Annotated in this window: 21 protein-coding genes; 12 read left to right on the top strand and 9 right to left on the bottom strand. The window is 58.2% G+C overall.

The features are described from left to right. Positions 1-20 precede the first annotated feature (20 nt). Positions 21-1,295 carry a DnaJ C-terminal domain-containing protein gene (locus H1Y61_RS15615; RefSeq protein WP_180573143.1) on the bottom strand — a complete coding sequence of 425 codons (1,275 nt, stop codon included), beginning with the start codon at positions 1,293-1,295 and terminating at the stop codon, positions 21-23. Between the two features lie 388 nt (positions 1,296-1,683). Continuing rightward, the gene (locus H1Y61_RS15610) at positions 1,684-2,136 is read right to left on the bottom strand and encodes an RT0821/Lpp0805 family surface protein (RefSeq protein WP_180573142.1); all 453 of its coding nucleotides are present in this window, start codon (positions 2,134-2,136) and stop codon (positions 1,684-1,686) included. A gap of 62 nt (positions 2,137-2,198) precedes the next feature. Between H1Y61_RS15610 and pdxH the strand changes: the two genes are divergently transcribed. After that, entirely contained in the window at positions 2,199-2,819 is a 621-nt protein-coding gene (pdxH, locus tag H1Y61_RS15605; RefSeq protein ID WP_180573141.1) for a pyridoxamine 5'-phosphate oxidase, read from the top strand. 28 nt (positions 2,820-2,847) lie between these two features. Here the strand turns inward: pdxH and H1Y61_RS15600 are convergent, their stop codons facing one another. Both H1Y61_RS15600 and H1Y61_RS15595 read right to left on the bottom strand, forming a co-directional pair. Then, complete coding sequence (locus H1Y61_RS15600; RefSeq protein WP_180573140.1) at positions 2,848-3,897, bottom strand: polysaccharide deacetylase family protein; 1,050 nt, start codon at positions 3,895-3,897, stop codon at positions 2,848-2,850. A 245-nt stretch (positions 3,898-4,142) separates the two neighbouring features. Then, the gene (locus H1Y61_RS15595; protein WP_180573139.1) at positions 4,143-5,597 is read right to left on the bottom strand and encodes an MFS transporter; all 1,455 of its coding nucleotides are present in this window, start codon (positions 5,595-5,597) and stop codon (positions 4,143-4,145) included. 84 nt (positions 5,598-5,681) lie between these two features. Here H1Y61_RS15595 and soxR point away from each other — a divergent pair, with 84 nt between their 5' ends. The 3 genes from soxR to H1Y61_RS15580 all read left to right on the top strand — a co-directional run bounded on the left by soxR (position 5,682) and on the right by H1Y61_RS15580 (position 8,269). After that, entirely contained in the window at positions 5,682-6,167 is a 486-nt protein-coding gene (soxR, locus tag H1Y61_RS15590) for a redox-sensitive transcriptional activator SoxR (protein ID WP_015915153.1), read from the top strand. A gap of 180 nt (positions 6,168-6,347) precedes the next feature. After that, complete coding sequence (locus H1Y61_RS15585; protein ID WP_015915154.1) at positions 6,348-7,676, top strand: D-alanyl-D-alanine carboxypeptidase; 1,329 nt, start codon at positions 6,348-6,350, stop codon at positions 7,674-7,676. 275 nt (positions 7,677-7,951) lie between these two features. Next, positions 7,952-8,269, top strand: a complete 318-nt coding sequence (locus H1Y61_RS15580; RefSeq protein WP_180573138.1) for a pyrophosphohydrolase domain-containing protein — start codon at positions 7,952-7,954, stop codon at positions 8,267-8,269. Between the two features lie 83 nt (positions 8,270-8,352). On the opposite strand, the gene H1Y61_RS15575 is transcribed toward H1Y61_RS15580, so the two are convergent. From H1Y61_RS15575 to H1Y61_RS15555, 5 genes are all read right to left on the bottom strand, one after another. After that, on the bottom strand, positions 8,353-9,117 hold the full coding sequence (locus H1Y61_RS15575; protein WP_015915156.1) for an HAD family hydrolase: 765 nt from the start codon (positions 9,115-9,117) through the stop codon (positions 8,353-8,355). A 164-nt stretch (positions 9,118-9,281) separates the two neighbouring features. Next, positions 9,282-9,935: an HAD family hydrolase gene (locus H1Y61_RS15570; protein WP_180573137.1), complete on the bottom strand. Its 654-nt coding sequence runs from the start codon at positions 9,933-9,935 to the stop codon at positions 9,282-9,284. 6 nt (positions 9,936-9,941) lie between these two features. Next, complete coding sequence (locus H1Y61_RS15565) at positions 9,942-10,373, bottom strand: bleomycin resistance protein (protein ID WP_174110149.1); 432 nt, start codon at positions 10,371-10,373, stop codon at positions 9,942-9,944. After that, positions 10,373-11,788, bottom strand: coding sequence for a metalloprotease TldD (tldD, locus tag H1Y61_RS15560; protein WP_180573136.1), 1,416 nt, complete (start codon positions 11,786-11,788; stop codon positions 10,373-10,375). The genes H1Y61_RS15565 and tldD overlap by 1 nt, the downstream gene beginning before the upstream one ends. Before the next feature lie 97 nt (positions 11,789-11,885). Then, positions 11,886-12,425, bottom strand: coding sequence for an invasion associated locus B family protein (locus H1Y61_RS15555; protein WP_156531557.1), 540 nt, complete (start codon positions 12,423-12,425; stop codon positions 11,886-11,888). A gap of 625 nt (positions 12,426-13,050) precedes the next feature. Between H1Y61_RS15555 and coxB the strand changes: the two genes are divergently transcribed. The 8 genes from coxB (at position 13,051) to H1Y61_RS15515 (ending at position 20,172) form a co-directional block, all read left to right on the top strand. Continuing rightward, complete coding sequence (gene coxB, locus H1Y61_RS15550; RefSeq protein ID WP_180574528.1) at positions 13,051-13,944, top strand: cytochrome c oxidase subunit II; 894 nt, start codon at positions 13,051-13,053, stop codon at positions 13,942-13,944. A 14-nt stretch (positions 13,945-13,958) separates the two neighbouring features. Then, positions 13,959-15,638, top strand: coding sequence for a cytochrome c oxidase subunit I (gene ctaD, locus H1Y61_RS15545; protein WP_156548352.1), 1,680 nt, complete (start codon positions 13,959-13,961; stop codon positions 15,636-15,638). Between the two features lie 73 nt (positions 15,639-15,711). After that, a complete protein-coding gene (gene cyoE, locus H1Y61_RS15540) occupies positions 15,712-16,668 on the top strand; it encodes a heme o synthase (RefSeq protein WP_180573135.1) in 957 nt (318 codons plus the stop codon). Continuing rightward, entirely contained in the window at positions 16,668-16,805 is a 138-nt protein-coding gene (locus H1Y61_RS15535) for a hypothetical protein (protein WP_015915164.1), read from the top strand. Before cyoE ends, H1Y61_RS15535 begins: the two co-directional genes overlap by 1 nt. Positions 16,806-16,950: 145 nt before the next feature. After that, entirely contained in the window at positions 16,951-17,568 is a 618-nt protein-coding gene (locus H1Y61_RS15530; protein ID WP_174110153.1) for a cytochrome c oxidase assembly protein, read from the top strand. Positions 17,569-17,841: 273 nt separating this feature from the next. Next, positions 17,842-18,720 (top strand): cytochrome c oxidase subunit 3, encoded by an 879-nt coding sequence (locus tag H1Y61_RS15525; RefSeq protein WP_180573134.1) that lies wholly within the window; start codon positions 17,842-17,844, stop codon positions 18,718-18,720. A gap of 344 nt (positions 18,721-19,064) precedes the next feature. Continuing rightward, positions 19,065-19,445, top strand: a complete 381-nt coding sequence (locus tag H1Y61_RS15520) for a DUF983 domain-containing protein (protein ID WP_015915167.1) — start codon at positions 19,065-19,067, stop codon at positions 19,443-19,445. Position 19,446: 1 nt separating this feature from the next. Beyond that, on the top strand, positions 19,447-20,172 hold the full coding sequence (locus H1Y61_RS15515) for an SURF1 family protein (protein WP_180573133.1): 726 nt from the start codon (positions 19,447-19,449) through the stop codon (positions 20,170-20,172). The last annotated feature ends 106 nt before the right edge of the window (positions 20,173-20,278 follow it).

The raw sequence follows: 20,278 nt of genomic DNA, 5'->3' as shown, positions 1-20,278 counted from the left end.
ATTTTTCCGGGGGGCGGAAACTATAGGAAAAGCCCGTGCTTCATCACTTTCATCAGATCCGTGACTTTTTCGTCCGGTTTTTCCCAGAGCACGACCCTGATTTCCACCACCAGTGCGCCCCGTTCGTCCGGGCCGCTGGGCAGGCCTTCGCCTTCGATGCGAATGCTCTGGTCCGAGCCGGTCCAGGCCGGTACGGTAATGTCGAGCGGTCCTTGCGGCCCTTCGATCACCGTGTCGCATCCCAGCACGGCATCCTCAAGCTTGATCGGCACCACGCAGTGAATGTCATAGCCATCGACGCTGAAGGCAGGGCTTTTCAACACCCGCAGCGTGACCAGCACATCGCCGGTTAACATGCTCGGCACTTTCAGTCCCTTGCCGGACAGCCGGGCAATGCTGCCATCGGTATACCCTGCTTCCAGCGGCAGCCTCACCTCGCGTCCATCGCTGAGCTGGACGGAAATGGTGTTGTGTTGCAACAGGTCGTCAATGGCGATGGTGGCCTCGACCATGATGTCGGGGGCCTTTTCGAGAACCGGCGGCGCGGGTTTGCGAATGCGGCGCACCAGCGACGAAATCAGGCCAAGAACCGGAAGTGCGAAGCCGCGTGATCGGTTACCGTCTTCGCTTGCCTCGTCTTCACCTCGCCGCTGATCGGTCGGGGCAGCGCCAAAAATCTTCGAGACGGCATCGTCTGCCGCGTCCGGGCTTGCGGGGCGGCTTGAGGCCGCCGTTTCGGCGGTGTCGGGAGCCGCTTTCGCGGGTTCCGGCTTTGCTGCGGCCTGGGGCTGGGCTTGAGCCTGCGTTTGAGCCTGGGCTTTGGCCGAGGCGTTGGCGCTTGCTGTTGCGTCGGCCGACGCATTGGCGGCCTGGGCTTCGGCCGATTGCGCGCGGGCGCGGGCGGCCTCAACCTTGACATTCAGCATTTCGGCGGCTTTTTCAGCCTTGGCCTTTTCCGCCTCGATGCGCGCCAGATCGGCCATGACGCGCTCCGCATTGGCCTTGGCCTGACGGGCGCGCTCAGCGGCCGCACGGGCTTCCTCGCGTTGTTGCATGATCGTCTGTTCGCGTTTCATGGCGTCCATTTTCGAGCGTTGCTGGTCGTAGCGGCTTCGTTTTGCGGGGTCCTTGAGCACATCATAGGCCTGCCCGATCTCCGCAAACCGTTGGGTTGCTGTTGGGTCCTCCCGGTTCTGATCGGGATGAGAGGTCTTGGCTTTCGAGCGCCAGGCAGCCTTGATCTCGTCAGTACCAGCATCGCGCTGCACGCCGAGAATGGAGTAGGGATCACGCATTTTACCACCAACCAAATACAAGAGCGGTTCAATTGAGATCTGTCCGGGTCACGACATCGCACCCGTAAGGGGAAATATGATGTACCGTAACACTTTCAATCTGTTGCGGAAATTTCAGAACAAAAGATTTTTGCCCAGCAATTTCGCAGAAAGGTGAATCATTCACGCTCATACGCGGCAAGCATTGTCTTTATCTGTCTCGCCACGGGACATGATTATATTAGGAAGCAGATGCTAACCAGTGGTTACGCTTGGGGAATAATTCCTTGAATCCGGCTTTGATGCCAATGGAATTTACGCAATGGGTGCTGCCGTCAGCGGCTATGACCGTTAGCAAGTCATGGAAAGCCGGTGCAATCGGCGTTTTTGCAGCACGGAATTGCTGATCTCAGGACTGCTTGTCGAAATTCACCAATTGCCATTGGCCATCGCCGGCCAGGCAGGTGCGGCCATAGAATTTGGCAATGCCGTCATAGGCATGGCGGCTGGTGACGAATACCCGGCAGATCACGCCATTGCTGCGATCCTCGGAAATCGAGTTGATCACACCGGCGCTTCCCGTTGTGGTATTGGCCCAGGGAACCGGGCTCGGACCCAGTTTTTCAAGATCGGCGGAAGACACCGCATTGCGAACCGTATCCTGGTCGGACCGCTTTTCCGGTTCGTTTGGAATAGTGCCGGTCGAAATCGACCGATCGACCTTGGGCGCATCGCCTCCGAAGTCCATGACGCCACCGACACAGCCGCCCAACATGAGGCAAAGCGCCGCCATGGCGATAAAACGACCGCTGGTGGCCCAGCGTCCCTTTCTGCATCGATCCGGCTTTGCTATGTCTCTCAAGACCTGTCCTGTCCTTCATGCGTCGTTGGCGGCGCGGGCATATGCGGAGCATTTAACATAATATGTCGCAAAATGAGTTAACAACCGGTGACTTTACCGAGGAGCATGAACCTTTTGGCTTGTTCGAAACGTGGCTCACGGAGGCAAAGGCCTCGGAGATCAACGATCCCAACGCTGTCGCATTGGCGACAGTCGATGAAAGCGGCCTGCCAAATGTGCGCATGGTACTGCTGAAAGATTTCGATCAAAACGGATTCGTCTTCTATACCAATTTCGAGAGCCAGAAAGGTACGGAGATTCTTTCCCAAAAGAAAGCCGCGATGTGCTTTCATTGGAAATCCCTGCGTCGCCAGGTACGGTTGCGCGGGGAAGTGGAAGTCGTGTCCGACGCCGAGGCCGATGCCTATTACCAGACAAGACCGATCGGCAGCCGGATCGGTGCCTGGGCCTCGAAACAGTCGCGGCCGCTGGAAAGCCGGTTTGCGTTGGAAAAAGCGGTTGCCGAATATACGGCGCGTTACGCCCTGGGGTCTATTCCCCGTCCAGCCCATTGGTCGGGTTTCCGGATCAAGCCATTGACCATCGAATTCTGGCGTGACGGTAAATTCCGGCTGCATGACCGGATCGAGTTTCGCCGCGAGGCGTTGGGGCAGCCCTGGAGCAAGGTGCGTATGTATCCTTGATCTCGCAAGGGCTGTGTTTCCCCTGATGTCACGCAGCCGGTTTGCGTGACATCAGGCGAAAGGGAATGCCCGATGCCAGCGTCCGGACCGTGGCTGGCGTCTGGAAATGACCATTGAGTGAAATGCGCGGCAGGGCGTGCAGGCGCTGTCCGTCTCTTTCAAACAATGTCGCGGGCCGGGTGGTGACTGCCAGACGGAAACCGGCCTCGCGCACCAAATCGATGGTACGCCGATCGACGCTACGGCCATCGCCATAGGGATAGGCGAAACTGACCGGTCGCGTTCCGGTCAGGGTTTCGAGATAATCGGCGCAGAGTTTCAACTCCTGCCGCACCGTTTCATCATCAAGCCCGGTCAAGCCTCGATGGCTGACCGTATGAGCGCCCAGGCTGACCAGCGGATGGGCGGCAAAATCGGCCAGTGCCTCCGAGGGCAGGATGGCTTTGGCAACGATGTCGCGGCTGTCTATGCCGACCTCTGCCGCCATCCGGTTCAGCCTGCCGATCATGTCTGCCTCGTTCATCGCCGTAATCTGGCTGGCGATCTGCCGGAACGCGGCGGCTTTGCGCAATGGCGTATCGGTGGACAGGATGCGCGTCCTGCCGTCGAAGTCCCATTTCAGCTGCTCAGCCTTGCGGGTCAGGGCAGCAAGGGTTTCCCACCAGAGGCCATGGCTGCGCTCGCTGAGGCCCTGGCAGACAAAAACCGTGAACGGCGCATCGAACCGCTCGAAGATCGGCAGGGCGAAGTCACGGCTGCTGTAATAGGCATCATCAAGAGTAAAGGCCGCAAACGGCCTTTGACCTTGCCCTGTGGCAAGCCGTGCGGGCACATCTTCCAGGCGGATGAATTCGTAATTTTCCCGCCACAGGGCGCGAAGGGCAGTATCCAGGAATTTGGGAGTGATTTCCAGATGCCGGTTGGGGTCGGGTCTCAGAGGAAGATATGGGCGCACCTGATGCAGGGTGAAGATCGCGCCGAGCCCGCGCGCATCCTTCCACGCACCGAACCTGCGCGCCATCCCCGCCGCGACCAGTCCGCCCGCGATCAGCCCCTGCTTGAAAATAGTCCCATCCATACGTGGTTTTCCGGCAGCCGCGGCTGCGCTGTCTTTGAAAAAAGATGCTCTATAACAGGTGTCCGGAATGGACCGGATCGGTTTAATCGAATGGGCAGTCCCATCCGGCCCCAAGGGTTATCGTCTCAATACATGCCAGATTAATGGTACGGATTTAAGGAATTGTGCATCGGCTCCGGTTTTAAGCCCGACTCCGGCGATGAAACTGGTGTTCTCAGGATAAAATCCATGGCAGAGCCTGGACTTCACCGGGTTTTCCTCAGGCTTCTCACCATCCAGGGCGCCAGCAGGATTGCCGGAGCAAGGCAGGCCAGGCCAAACAGGAAGCTATTGCCGACCGCATGGCGCAGCACCTCCGGGGATGCCGTGCCGGAAAAGCCTGAGCGATTGGCAATGAGACCGGCCAGTGCGGCCCCCATGGCATAACCGGCGGTCTGCAATGTGGGCAAAAGTGCTGAGGTCCGGTCGCGGTCGTCAGGTGGGCTCGCCTCCATCATTGTCTGGCTGAGCGCCGCCCACGCCATGCCAAAGGCCATGCCCACGGCGATAAGCGACAGGATCAGTCCCGGTAGGTGACCGGTTGAAATGGCAAGCGTGGTGCCGGCAAGGCCGCCAGCCTCGGTGAAGATCCCCAGCAGGATCAGTCGTTCTCTGGCTTTTTGGGTGGAGATATTGGCGGTGATCACAGCCGTCAGGCTCCAGCTGACCGCCATCAGCGCGCTCAACGCACCCGCTGCCATTGGTCCCATCGACCAGAGATGTTGCAGCGTATAGACGAGATAGACGCCAAGAGCCGCTTCGGAAAGTGGCATGAGCAACACGACCCACAGGCCAAGCCCGACGGGTGTTGACGCCACAAAGGCGCCGGCGGGCAGGATCGGCTGAAGACTGTTTCTGTCGAGCGCGACAAACAGCAGACAAGCGGCAAGCGCCATGCCGATCATGGTGTTACGGGAGATCTCCAGCGCCGTCAGATTTGCCGCCAGCAGCAGCACCAGCCCGACCAGCAGCAGGCTCAGTCGGCCTATTGGCAAGCCACGCGGACTGGTCGGATTTTTGCCATTTTTTTCTCCTTTTGGAACGGCGATCCTGGCCAAGATCAGAAAGACGATACCGGCGGGAACGTTGACGAGGAAGGCTGCGCGCCACGAAATCGCCTCAGTCAACAACCCGGCCAGCACCGGCCCGCCAAAGGCCGACACCGCCCAGACGGCGGCTTCGATACCGAAAATACGGGCAATCAACCTGCGCGGGAACAGCGTCGAGATCAGCATATAGCACAGAGCCAGGACAGCGCCTTCCCCAAGCCCCTGCAAGACACGCCCGATGATGATGCCCGCCATTGATCCCGCCAGGCCGGCGGTCAGTGTCCCCGCCAGGAAAATCAGCGTGACGATAGCGAGTGCGCCCCGGGTGCCGACCCGGGACTTGAGGCTGGCGCAACTTGCGCCTGCCACAATCGATGCGGCCAGATAAAGCGTGCTGGTCCAGGGCAACCACTGCGCGCCACCAAGCTCGGCAATGGCCGAGGGCAGGGCGGTTGAAACAAGGAAGGCGTTGAAAGCATGCAGTCCAACACCAAGGCTGACCATGACGGTTGCTGCTCCGAGGCCCGGGGCGAACAGATCGCGCCAATGCCCATTCTCCGGAATCGTCGCATCGGCCTTTGTGGCTTCGGGGTTAATATCCTGAATTTCCATGATTTTTCAGTCCTTTCCATCTGCTCTGGTCAATTGGTGATCGCCACGCTACAACCTCAACCTAAGTTGAGGTAAAGAGGAAAAATGCGGATGCAGGGTTTGAGCGTCGGTGAATTGGCGGAGCGCAGTGGCGTTGCGGTTTCGGCTTTGCATTTTTACGAACGCAAGGGCCTGATCCGCGCCCGGCGCACCAGCGGTAACCAGCGGCGCTACGACCGGGACGTGCTGCGCCGCGTGGCGATTATCCGGGCGGCGCTAGCGCTCGGCATTCCCTTGAAGGAGGTCGCGGCGATCATGGCGGATCTGCCGCAAGGCCAGACGCCGGGCCGGGAGGACTGGCGCCGGATTGCGACACGTTGGGCGGACAGTTTGGACCGGCGCATCGCCATGCTCGGCAAATTGCGCAACGATCTCGACGGCTGTATCGGCTGCGGTTGCCTGTCGATGACGCATTGCAATATCTTCAATCCCCAGGATATGGCGGGCGAGCGCGGCGAGGGGGCTGTATTTCTTCTCGATTCTGATAGGAACGAAGGGGGAAACCCTGCAGATTCCACAGAGTTGCCATAATTGGGCAACTCTTCATTAACAATATTGGGCAAGATGAAGGCGTTGCACAATTTCCTGCCCCATTTTGGGTCTAATGCCAGCACGTCCTCGTGCCGGTTCCGTGAAGTGTTCGAGGTCGTTTTCGTGAATTTGCCGATGAATTTGCCCAAGTATTTGCAGTGTAACCAGTCTGGAGGCCGAATGAGCAGGACCCTGATCGCGCTATCGTTGTTTGTGTCGATCAGCATGATGGCCAGCCCGGTTCTTGCAGGCAGCGCCCAGCTTCTGCTGGATGCGCGCACCGGTCGGGTGATCGCCTCGGAAAATGCGGATATGCCCAACCATCCGGCATCGCTGACCAAAATGATGACCATCTATATGGTTTTCGACGCGATTCGCCGCGGCACGTTGAGCTGGGATAGCCCCGTGCCATTTTCCAAATACGCCTCATCGCGCCCGCCCACCAAGCTTCGCCTCAAGCCAGGTGAAGAAATTACCGTACGCGAGGCGGTGCTGGGCATGGTAACCCTGTCGGCCAATGATGCCGCCGCCGCAATGGCCGAAAAGCTTGGCGGAACGGAAGAGAATTTCGCGGCAATGATGACCGCCAAGGCGCGCCAGCTCGGCATGCCCAATACAACATTCGTCAATGCCTCCGGCCTGCCCGACGATCGGCAGATCACCACCGCCCGCGACATGTCCACCCTCGGCGTAGCACTGCTGCGCGACTTTCCCCGCGATTACGCGCTGTTTTCCACCCGCAGCTTTGCCTTTCGTGGCCGCACCATCAATGGCCATAACAATCTCATGTACCGCTACAAGGGCATGGACGGCATCAAGACCGGTTACACCAACGCATCCGGCTATAATCTGGTCAGCGCCGTGGCCGATGGCAAGCGCCGGGTGATCGGCGTGATCATGGGCGGCCGTAGCGGTGCCAGCCGTGACAATCTTATGGCGCAGCTGATCACCAAGAATATCGGCAAGGCCTCCGACGGTAATTCGCTGATCGCCAGCGCTGCTCCCACCGCTCCGATTGTCATTGCCCAGACCACTGGCAGCATTCCCTTGCCGCTCGACCGCAGCGCCCCAATCGACCGCAGAGAGGTTGCTTCTCAGGTCGCCTCCGTCAGCGCGCAGGCCGATGCGCCAGTTCTCGGCTCCCGCTTTGGCAATGCTTATGCCGGTGGTGGCGCCAACAACGCTGCCGCAGCCACGGAAGCCCTGATTGCGGGCGCCCATCCGCGTCCCCTGAAGCCCATTCCGCTGCATCGCGACGGAACCTGGCAGATCCAGATTGCGGCTGCGGCCAGCGCCGAAGAAGCCATGAGCCTGTTGCAAATGGTCCGCGACAAGATCGGTGGGCCATTGGCCGACCGCGATATCTATACCGAAGCCGTCACCCGCAATGGCGCCACCGTGTACCGCGCCCGCTTCACCGGCTTTCCCAACAAGGACGATGCTCAAAGTGCCTGTGAGCGGCTGGTGAAAAGCAGCTATGATTGCGTGTTGATGCCCGCGCGAGGCTAAGCCTTTCCGGCGACCCCGCCTTGAACTCCTATCCGTCTCCTTCGTGCCGTCTATCTTATCGATAGGCGGCATTCTCATTTTGCAGCCAATGGATAGCTGTCGCTTCGTCTTCCATCAGCATTCTCTATGCCTCGCTATCAGATGAAGGGCGCCCAGATTTCCCTTGGATGTCGGTGCACATCCTGGGCTGTTTAATCTTTCTTGCCGCGCTGTTTTTCCACTCTCGACAATCTTGCGGAATCGCGCGATAAAGTCAAGAACAAATGGAGAACAATATGCTGGCTGGTCTGATGGAGCGTTTTGAAAAGGCGTCGGCTACCTATGCAGCGGCCAATGGTGTCGAGCGGGACGAGCCCTGGTTCCTGCTGAAATTATTGGAGGAAGCGGGGGAGTTGGTTCAAGCGGCAAACCGCATCAGCGGTCGCGGTCGCCAAAAGGGCATGAGCGAAGACGAAATGCGCCAACTGCTCGCCGATGAAACGGCCGATCTTTTCGGGCATGTTCTGCTTTTTGCCCATCATCACCAGCTCGATCTGGAAAGCGCGATCCGGCGGAAGTGGCGGTTCGATCCCAAGGTTGCGGCAGCCGAATGAAAATCCGCCCCGCGCCTTACCTTGCCAGTTGCGAAGATCTCAAGGCTTTACTGTATTTGAGATCTTCTCCTTGGGAGAAGAGATCAGAGTCTGCGAAGCGTAAAGGGCGCACCGAAGAAATGTAGCCACATGCGCTCCAGGATATAGCCATGCGCCACCACAGGCGCCGTGGCGAAATCGTAAAGCCTTGCATAGCTGTCGGGTGAAACGGCTGTGACCAGATCGTTGCGAACCGCGAAAATTGCACCGTAGGAAAACGTCCCGAGCAAATGCTTTTCGGCTTCGTCGGCAATGTGGTCCATGCGGCAGCGACGCAACATGTGCGCGGCGATATTGATGTAAGCTTCCATTCCGCCGTTCAGCAGGCGGTAGACCGTGCCCATGCCCAGTGCGCCATTGTCGATAAAATCAACCGGACCCCAGGTGTAGAGCGAGAAATATTCCTCGCGGACTCGCGGACCGCCCCGCAGCTTCGGGCGATAAGCATCCAGAAATTTCTGCGGCGGTACATTTTTCTCTTCGACCCATGCCCAGGAGAGTGTCTGGATTTTCTCCCAGTCGGTCCAATTGTTCAGCAATTGCAGGAAGTCAGGGCTGTGCGTGAAGGGGTCACCCTGAGCAAAGACCGTAAAATCGTGATTGCGCTGGCGCTGACCCATCATGTGATGGAGGTAGGTCTCAGATTCCCGCCCAACATTGGGACGTGCAATGATATGATTGGCACGCTCAAGAACCTGCGGCGATGTGATCTCCTCGCCCTTGTTATAGATGAAAATCTCGAAATTGCTGGGGACCTGCGCGATCCATTCCAACTCTTCCGCATAACGGGCAATGACGAGTGTGTGCACCTGTGAACTCCTGGCAAGATACGGACGCAGTTTGCACCGCGCGATAACCCGATGGCATGCCGTAGGTCTAAGGCCAGAAGCTTGTCTGTGGCTTGAAGCTTATGCGGAGTATCTGAAGTGCGAAACGCTACCAAACTTATAGTATTTGGCGTTCCGAAAGCGCGTTATGCAAAAAAGCCGCAGCATTGGTGCAGATCATCGATGACCAATGTTGCCAGCGCCCGAATTTCATCGGTCGGAGCCAGGAGATCGGGTACCATCACCGCCATCATACCCGCCGAGGCTGCCGAGCGAATGCCGTTGTGGGAATCTTCCAATGCCAGACAATCGCCCGGTGCAATGCCAAGCCGCTCGGCAGCAGTGAGATAAGGGTCCGGCGCAGGCTTGCCCCTGGCGTAGTCGCCTAAAGCAATGACGTGATCGAACCGCTCTCGAATGCCAAACCCGGCCAGATGATGCTGCACTTGGGAATGTGTGGAAGATGTGCAAATGGCCCGTGGAATGGCCCTGTCATCCAGCATATCGAGCAGGGCCACCACACCCGCCTTTAGCTTCAGTTCCAGGGCGGTCAACCGATCGAAATGGTCCACCCAGACTGCCCGAAAGGCTTCGGCGTCAAAATCCGGCCCATAATGGTCCTTCAGCAAATGCACGATCCCGTCCCAGGGTCGGCCCAGCATGCCTTCATAGACCGATGGCCCGACAAGCAGCCCCTCTTGCTCACCTGCCGAAATCACCGATTTACGATAGAGGATTTCGCTGTCGAGGATGAGGCCATCCATGTCGAAGATAACGGCTTTGGGGGTGCGGGGGAGCATGTGTCGCTATAGGTCCAATGAGAGTTCTCGTTCGCCGAGATCCTGGTAAAAGCGCAGCAGATAACCGTCTGGATCGGCAACGACGAATTGTCTGTTGCCGCCCTCCATATTGCCTGTGCGATACCATTTGTCTTCCAGTGGCAGATAAAGGGCAATGGCGGCTGCTTCGAGCCGGTCGAGAATGGTCTGCACGTTATCGACGCGGATCTGAACATTCAGCCCGCGTCCGAATGGTCTTGTCAGCGGTGCGTCGTCAATCTCGAAAGTCCGGCCAAGCCCGATCTGATCGATCATCAACTGCGCGCCACCCAGTTCAAGGTAGCTGAACCCTTCTTCCGGCCGCTCGTAACGCACCGAAAAGCCAAGCAGCCGAGTGTAGAAATCCCGGCTCTCGTGCCAGTCCGTGACTGCAAATTCTGGAACCAGCGCGTTCGACATTACGCCCGCGTGCCGCCGACGGTGATCTGATCCATCCGCAGATGCGGCTGGCCAACGCCGACCGGGACCCACTGTCCAGCCTTGCCGCAATTGCCGATGCCGGTGTCGAGTTTCATGTCGTTGCCGATCATCGATACCCGTTTCATCGCGTCCGGCCCGTTGCCGATCAGCATGGCGCCCTTGACCGGCGCGCCGATCTTGCCATCCTCGATCATATAGGCCTCGGTGCAGCCGAACACGAATTTGCCCGAGGTGATATCCACCTGGCCGCCGCCGAAGGACACGGCATAGATGCCCTTCTTGACCGAGGCGATGATCTCTTCCGGGCTCTTGTCGCCTGACAGCATGTAGGTATTGGTCATGCGCGGCATCGGCTGGTGGGCATAGCCTTGGCGGCGGCCATTGCCGGTTGGTGCCATGCCCATCAACCGGGCATTCTGGCGGTCCTGCATATAGCCGACCAGCCGCCCGTTTTCGATCAGCACGTTATAGGCCGAAGGCGTGCCTTCGTCATCGACAGTGATCGAGCCGCGCCGGTTGTTGATTGTGCCATCATCCACCACGGTGACGCCGGTCGCGGCGACCATTTCGCCCAGGAGTCCTGCGAAGGCCGAGGTCTTCTTGCGATTGAAATCGCCTTCCAGCCCGTGGCCGACGGCTTCATGCAGCATTACGCCCGGCCAGCCATTGCCGAGCACAACGTCCATGCTGCCAGCCGGGGCCTCGATGGCCTCCAGATTGATCAGCGCCTGACGCAGCGCGTCATCGGCGCCCGCTTTCCAGCTCTCGTCGCTGAGGAAGTCGGCGAAGGACATCCGCCCGCCTGTGCCGAAGGAGCCGGATTCCTGCCGCTCGCCCTGGCCGGTGATGACCGAGATATTCATGCGCGTCATCGGGCGTACATCGCGGACGCGGTGGCCATCGGCGCGCAGGATTTCCACCACCTGCCAGCTGGCGGCAATCGAGGCGGAGACCTGTCGTACTTTCGGGTCCTTGGCGCGCAGATAGGCGTCGATTTCGGAGAGAAGCGCTACTTTTTCCTCGAATGTCGGACTACCGATCGGGTTCTCGTCGCCGTAAAGCCGGACATTGGTGCGCTGTGGGGCGCTGGCATAGGAGCCGCTATAGCCATGGGTAACGGCCTTGACGGCGTCGGCGGCGCGATTGAGTGCCGACAGGGACAATTCACCGGAATGGGCATAACCCACCGCTTCGCCTGCCACCGAGCGCAGGCCAAACCCCTGGTCGGTGTTAAAGCTGCCGCCCTTCAGGCGGCCATTGTCGAAGGAAAGTGATTCGGCCTGGGCATGTTCAATATACAATTCGCCGTCATCCGATCCCTCCAGCGCCGAGGCAACGGCTTTTGACAGGCTGTGCTCGTCACAATCGAACAGGCTGATGAGATCGGTGGTCATAATTATCTCCTTGGCTTACCCATGGCATGTCATCGGGCATGTAATCGGGCTTTGCGCATCGAACAAGGGCAAGGTCAGCAAGCGAGGGCACTGGCGCTCAGGGCAGGGCGTCGTAACCTTCGCCAAAGCCATTCAGCTCGACGGGAATGCCAACCCGGTCCTGATCAGAGGATTCGCGCACGGCAAACACGGCGCTTTTGCCCGAACGCAGCACTTTCATCAGTTGATCGTCGATTTCCACTTCCACATAGCAGCCCTCGGCAAAGCAGCGGGTGAAGAAAGCCCGGCCGACATTGTTATTATCGACGTAAAGCTCCATGCCATCCTTCAACAGCACGCCAAGCGGCGCTAGAATGCGCAGGATGCGGGCCTTGCGGTCGGCGGTCTTCAGCACCACCACGGACAGTCCCACTTCGGGGCGGTCCTCGGCAATCACATTCTGCATCAGGGCGCATTGCTCCTGCGAGGTACCGGCGGGCGTATCGCAAATGATCGACCATGCGCCGTGATTGGAGCGCACCGTGCCTGCCTGCGGCTGCTGTGCCAGCGCCGCGCCGGCTTGCATTGCTGTTGCAAACCCTGCCGCAACGAGCCCCGCCGCGACAAGTCTAGCCCGCAACATTCTCTGGAAACCCATGGATACCTCTGGAATTCTGTTCAATCTTGTCATTCTCGCCTGCGCCGCACAAAGGATCAAGGGCCAAGGCCTTCGACATCCTTGCGCTTTGCGCGCTGTATCTTCCTGTAACCTGCGATGATCGTCGAAACAAATCCAATCTGCGGCTATTGCCCGACCGATAAAAGACCTGACCCAGGACTGGACAAGACGAAAACCGGAGATGGGCTGACTATTGACAGTCTCCTTTCCAGCCGAGTGCGGCATAATTGGGGTGTTTGCCTGTGTTGCGATCAGGGACTGATCCCGTTCAGGTCCATGCGATGGCGAGATTTCAGGAGAATCTTCTCTGGCATTTCCCGCAAAGCGCGCACTGACATTCGCAGCGCAGGGCCGGGAATTGCGCCAGTTCGGCCTGGATCTTGATGGCGATCTCTGTGGGATGAGCAAAAATGCCGCAGCGGCATGGACGTACGGTTGTTGCGAAATTGGCAAAATTGTGATTTTAAATTAGTATCATATCAGGGATTGTGCGTTTGCCATTGATTTGGGTCAAACGCGGGAGGGAGAGGCAACCGTGATAAAAACTCTTTTAAAAGTGATGGCCAGTTTGGCCACGGGTCTGGTCACGGGGACGGCAAGGCTGATGGCAGGTCTGGCGGGGGCCATGGTTCTCTGTCTGATGAGTGCCGTCGGTGCGATGGCGGACCAGCCGGTTGATTGGCAGCTCGACCTGCAACCCCATGCCAGCCCGGTGATGGAGCAGATCCGCTGGTTCAACCATTACACCTTGTGGTTCATCGTTCCGGTGACGCTGCTGGTTCTGGTTCTGCTGATCGTCGTGGTCGTGCGGTTCAGGGCCAGCGCCAATCCGGTGCCGTCCCGCACCAGCCACAATACCGTGATCGAGATCGTCTGGACGCTCGGGCCGGTTCTTATTCTTTTCTTTCTCGCCATCCCGTCCTTCAATTTGCTCACCTATGAATTGACGATTCCGGAAAAGCCCGACCTGACCATCAAGGCCACGGCCACTCAATGGCAGTGGAACTATGAATATCAGGGTGAAAAGCAGCTGGCTTTCGACAGCTACCTGCTGAAGGATCAGGACCGCGCCAGCGCTGGCAAGGAAGATCATAAGATCTATCCGCGTCTTCTGGCTGTTGACAATGAGATGGTCTTGCCGGTCGGCAAGACGGTTCGCATGCTGGTGACGGCAGCGCCTTCCGACGTGATCCATTCCTTCGCCATGCCGTCTTTCGGCGTCAAGATCGATGCCGTGCCGGGCCGGTTGAATGAGACCTGGTTCCGTGTTGACCGCGAAGGCCTGTTTTACGGCCAGTGCTCGGAACTCTGCGGCAAGGATCATGCTTACATGCCGATCGCCATCCGCGTCGTTTCGGCTGACAAATACAATGCCTGGATGACGGCGGCCGCAAGTGATCTTGGTGCGGCCAACAAGGCTCTGATGGCAGCGACGGATGGCCCGAAGGCCGCCAATCAGCTGGCGCAGAACGTTTCCACAATGACCGTTTCGAACTGAGGGGAGTGAGGACAATGGCTGGACATACCGGCGAGGGCGCTCATGCACCCGAACATTCACACGATCATTCACATGATCACAAACCGGGTTTTGCCGCCCGCTGGCTGTTTTCGACCAATCATAAGGACATCGGCACGCTCTACCTGATCTTCGCCATTATCGCGGGCGTGATCGGCGGGGCGTTGTCGGTTGCCATGCGCATGGAATTGCAGGAGCCTGGCATCCAGATCTTCCACGGCCTGGCGGCCATGGTTTACGGCTTTGAAGGCGATGCCGCCATCGATGGCGGCAAGCACATGTATAATGTGTTCACCACCGCGCATGCGTTGATCATGATCTTCTTCATGGTCATGCCAGCGCTGATCGGCGGTTTTGCCAACTGGATGATCCCGATCATGATCGGCGCGCCGGATATGGCGTTTCCGCGTCTCAACAACATCTCCTTCTGGCTGATCGTTCCGGCTTTCGTGCTGCTGCTGCTGTCGATGTTTGTCGAAGGCCCGGCGGGTGCTTACGGTGTTGGCGGCGGCTGGACGATGTATCCACCCTTATCGACCTCCGGCCAGCCTGGCCCGGCGGTGGACCTGGCGATTTTCGCACTGCATGTGTCGGGTGCCTCGTCTATTCTCGGCGCCATCAACTTCATCACCACCATCCTCAACATGCGTGCGCCGGGCATGACCCTGCACAAAATGCCGCTGTTTGCCTGGTCGGTGCTGGTCACGGCTTTCCTGCTGCTTCTGTCCCTGCCGGTTCTGGCCGGTGGCATCACCATGCTGCTGACCGACCGTAATTTCGGAACGACATTCTTTGCCCCCGAAGGCGGTGGTGACCCGATTCTCTACCAGCACCTGTTCTGGTTCTTCGGACATCCGGAAGTCTATATCCTGATCCTGCCCGGTTTCGGCATCGTCAGCCACATCATCTCGACCTTCTCGAAAAAGCCGGTTTTCGGCTATCTCGGCATGGCCTATGCCATGGTCGCCATTGGCGCCGTCGGTTTCGTGGTCTGGGCGCATCACATGTATACGGTCGGTCTGTCGCTGGCCGCCCAACGCTATTTCGTCTTTGCCACCATGGTGATCGCAGTGCCGACCGGCATCAAGATCTTCTCGTGGATTGCCACCATGTGGGGCGGCTCGCTGTCCTTCCGCACTCCCATGGTCTGGGCTATCGGCTTCATCTTCCTGTTCACCGTCGGCGGTGTAACGGGCGTGCAGCTGGCCAATGCCGGTCTCGACCGTTCGCTGCATGACACCTATTACGTGGTGGCCCATTTCCACTACGTGCTGTCGCTGGGTGCCGTATTTGCAATTTTCGCTGGCTGGTATTATTGGTTCCCGAAAATGTCGGGCTATATGTATAGCGAGTTCATCGGCAAGCTGCATTTCTGGGTGATGTTTATCGGCGTCAACATGGTGTTCTTCCCGCAGCACTTCCTCGGGTTGGCTGGCATGCCGCGCCGCTATATCGATTACCCGGATGCCTTTGCCGACTGGAACCGGATTTCATCCTATGGCTCCTATCTCTCGGGCGTCGCGGTGCTGATCTTCCTGTTCGGCGTGTTCGAGGCTTTTGCCAGGAAGCGGGTAGCAGGCGACAATCCATGGGGTGAAGGTGCGACCACACTGGAATGGCAGCTGTCTTCGCCGCCGCCATACCACCAGTGGGAACAGTTGCCCCGCATAAAATAGACATAAAAAAAGCCATCAACGCCGTGGATGAAGCCGCTGCGGCGTTGAGAACATGACAGGTCAGGACAGCATAATGGCAGCCATAGACAACAGCAACATCATCGGTCTGGACAGTGAGATCTGTCTGTCCGAAGCGGGCGCTAAGGATTTCTTCGCGCTTTTAAAGCCGCGGGTGATGTCGCTTGTGGTGTTCACGGCCTTTGCCGGTCTGGTGCTGGCACCGGGCACGATCAACCCCATTCTGGGTGTCATTGCCATCCTGTGTATTGCGGTTGGGGCTGGCGCCTCCGGCGCTCTCAATATGTGGTATGATGCCGATATCGATGCGGTGATGACCCGCACGGCGCGCCGTCCCATTCCGGCAGGCCGTATCCGTCCGCAGGAGGCGCTGGCCTTCGGCATCACGCTGTCGGTCTTTTCGGTCTCGATTCTTGGCCTCGCGGTCAACTGGTTCGCCGCCGCCTTTCTGGCCTTTACCATCCTGTTTTACGCCGTCGTCTATACGATGTGGCTGAAACGCTCGACCCCGCAGAATATCGTCATTGGCGGCGCATCGGGTGCCTTTCCGCCGATGATCGGTTGGGCCTGTGTCACCGGTGGCGTGTCGCTGGACAGCGTCATTCTGTTCATGGTGATCTTCCTGTGGACGCCAGCGCATTTCTGGGCCCTGGCGCTCTACAAGATGCGCGATTACGGCTCGGTTGGCGTGCCGATGATGCCGAATGTGGCGGGTGAAACCTCGACCAAGCGGCAGATGTTCGTCTATGCGGTGCTGACCGGTATCTTTGCCGTAGCACCGGCTTTCACCGGGCTTGCTTCGCTCTGGTACGGGCTGGTGGCTGGCGTGCTGAGCGCCATCTTCGTCGCCTGTTCTGTTGCAGTTTGGCGGATGCCGGAGGGCGACGAGCGCATGGCGCCAGCCCGCAAAATGTTCGCCTATTCGATCTTCTACCTGTTTGCGGTGTTTTCAGCCCTGCTAGTCGATCATTATGCGGCGAGTCTTCTCGCCCATGCGTCGGGAGCACTGTGATGGAAACGGTCAAGTTGACGGAAGCCCAGAGAAAATCGAGACGGGGTCGTAATGTGGCGCTGGGCTTGGTCTTGGCCGGGCTTGTCGTGTTGTTTTACCTCGTGACGTTGGTGAAGATCAGCGGCATGGGACAATGAGCAGGATCTGATTGCGCACGGTTCGTCATTTGACGTCGCGCAGACCGGAAATGCTCGATGTGAGAGAAGCGGGATGGCCGGGATTTGAAACACAGACTGTTGATATAAGCATACCATTCAAGCAGCGGCACGGGAGGAACGAGCCATGGCAGAACCGGGAGGCACGCAAGCGGGAGAACGGCGCGGCAAGGGCAAGGACCTGACCGTGTTTTTCGCTTGCCTGGCGTTTGTCGGCGGGGTTACCGCCATGAGCTTTGCCGCAGCCCCCTTTTATCGGATGTATTGCCAACTGACCGGCTATAACGGCACGACTCAGCGGGCCGAGCAGCCGTCATCGGTCATTCTAGACCGCAAGATGACGGTCACCTTCGATGCCAATGTCTCGCCCGGTCTGAACTGGGATTTCAAGCCGATGCAGGCATCCGTTGCCCCAAGGATCGGCGAGACCATTCAGGCGAATTATTCTGTCACCAATCGCTCGCCCTATCCAACCAAGGGGCAGGCGGTGTTCAACGTGACACCAATGGAAGCGGCGGTCTATTTCAATAAGATCGAGTGCTTCTGCTTTACCGAGACGGTGCTACAGCCCGGCCAGACGCTGGACATGCCAGTGGTCTTCTACATCGACCCTGACATCATGGCGCAGCCGGAGACCAAGAATATCGGAACGGTAACCTTGTCCTATACATTCTATCCGCATGGCGGCGAAAAGCCGGTGGCGGGGATTGCGCAGGACAAGACCGCCGTTCAACCTAAGCTTTAACGGGCGGGTCCCGCTGTATCAAAGCGGCGGGCGCGGACCAGGAGCAAGGGTGGAAATTAACAGTCTGTTCAAGAATTGCTGTTGGCCTGGCGAAAATGGTGATTTCGAGAACTGGAACGGAGCGCACTTAATGTACGTGAGTGCAGGAATCGCAGAAATTGCCATTTGCAGACGGCCAGCGGCGATTATTGGATAGACTGTAAGGGATGAAGTGATCAGCGGCGAGAGGCAGGCGGGTCACTTGAGGAGAGTTTTCAAGCGGGGATTGCTGACATGGCCGACGCCCATCAGAAACATCATGACTATCACATTATTGATCCGAGCCCATGGCCGATCCTGGCATCGCTCGGGGCATTCATCCTGACCTTCGGCGGGGTCGGCTATATGCGCTACCTGCATGGTGGCTCGTTCAAGCTGTTTGGCATGGAGCTAGCGCATCCCTGGCTGTTCTTCATAGGTCTTGCCATCATCCTGTTCACCATGTTCGGCTGGTGGGCCGATACGATCAAGGAAGCCCATGAGGGCCACCATACGCGGGTCGTGTCACTGCATCTGCGCTATGGGATGATCATGTTCATCGCGTCTGAAGTGATGTTCTTCGTCGCGTGGTTCTGGGCGTTTTTCGATGCCAGCCTGTTTCCCCATGAAGCCATCCAGGCCTCGCGGGTCGAGTTTACCGGCGGACAATGGCCGCCAAAGGGTGTCGAAGTGCTCGATCCCTGGCACCTGCCGCTCTATAACACTGTTATCCTGCTGCTGTCTGGCACTTGCGTTACCTGGGCGCATCACGCTCTGCTGCACAATGACCGCAAGGGCATGATCAGCGGCCTGACGCTGACGGTGGTGCTCGGTGCGCTATTCTCTTTTGTGCAGTTCTATGAATATATGCACGCACCGTTTGCGTTCAAAAGTTCGATTTATGGTGCGACCTTCTTCATGGCCACCGGCTTCCACGGTTTCCACGTCCTGGTTGGCACGATCTTCCTGTTGGTCTGCCTGTTTCGGGCGCTGAAAGGCGATTTCACCCCGAAGCAGCATTTCGGCTTTGAGGCAGCAGCCTGGTACTGGCACTTCGTTGACGTGGTCTGGCTGTTCCTGTTCTTCTCGATCTATATCTGGGGCGGCTGGGGCGCGCCGCTGGCGCATGGCTAGTGCATTGATCCAAACGGAGGCGTCAGCCGAGTTTGGGGAAATCGATGCATAAACAAAAGGCTAGTGCACGATAGCATGAACGAAGTGAATGCGTCAGTGCGCTAGAGCATTCCAGCAAACGTGCGGTGCGGTTTTGCGTCTGGAAATGCTCTAACCGCCAGCGAATTGGATTTAACGAGGGCGGCGTCAAGAGCGCCGCCTTCTTGTTTGCAGTTGGGCTTAAGGACTGTACCGAGCACGGAATCGGATGGTCCCGAGAAGATAGACGAAACACGAAAAGCGAGAGATTGTGTGGTTTAATCTGAATCTCACAAACTCTGGAATGCAAAGAGGACCTCGACGCCATGGCCAGCAATAGCGATTTCCCGCCGGTCGAACCGGTCCAGGCCGCCCTTTCGGTTTCCTGCCCGCGTTGCGGCCGGGGCAAGCTTTTTCAGGGATTGACCAAGCTGAAGCCCGCCTGTAGCGCCTGCGGCTTCGATTACAGCAGCATTGATCCCGGCGATGGGGCGTCGATTTTTGTTATTCTGATCGCCGATTTTCTGGTGGTTGGCCTGGCGCTTTATACAGAGGTCACGTATTCGCCGGGATTGTGGGTCCATTTTTTGATCTTTGGACCTTTGGCGATCGGATTGTCGCTTTGGCTGTTGCGCACCATCAAGGCGCTATTGATTGCCTTGCAATACAAGCACAATGCCCATCCGGGGCAGATCGACCGGGAGTAGGATGACCGCGATGACGCGTGTAAGGCTTGCCGCAAGCGGCTTTCTGGTGCTGGTCGCCCTGGCGCTGCTGGTCTCGCTTGGCACATGGCAAATGCATCGCCTGGCCTGGAAGGAAGGCCTGATTGCCGATATCGAGTCGCGTCGTCACCAGCCCCCTGCCAGTGTCGAGGACATCGATGCGCTGGCACGCGGTGGTGGAGATGTCGATTACCGGGCCATGACCGCCTCCGGCAGCTATCTCAACGACAAGGAACGCCGTTTCCTGGCGACCTATGACGGCGATGCCGGTTTTTACATCTACACGCCGCTTCAGCTGGCCGATGGACATATTCTCTTCGTCAATCGCGGGTTTGTGCCGGAGCAGAAGAAGGAGCCTTCGACACGCATGGGTGGGCAATTGCTGGGCCTCCAGCGCGTGACCGGCCTGGCGCGGGCGAAACTGGCGGAAAAGCCCTCCCGGTTGGTGCCGGACAATGATATCGCCAAGAATGTGTTTTATTGGAAAGATCTTGATGCCATGGCCGCCAGCACCGGGATCGATGCGGCCAAGGTTCTGCCGTTCTTTCTGGACGCAGGACCGTCGCCGGTGCCCGGCGGCCTGCCGATCGGCGGTGTCACGATGATCGACCTGCCCAATAGCCATCTGCAATATGCCTTGACCTGGTACGGTCTGGCGCTTGCGCTGGCGGTGATCGCAGTTATTTCGGTTTTCAGAAAGAAAACCTGACGTCATTTCCAGAATCAACAATAATGTGGATATTGTCAAAATGCTTGAACCCAATCGGTTCAAGCATAGATGCGCAATCCATTTGCGTTTGTACTTTGTTTTGTTC

It is taken from the genome of Agrobacterium vitis (assembly GCF_013426735.1).
GTDB lineage: Bacteria > Pseudomonadota > Alphaproteobacteria > Rhizobiales > Rhizobiaceae > Allorhizobium > Allorhizobium vitis_D.
This window is presented reverse-complemented; position numbering and strand designations above follow the sequence as displayed.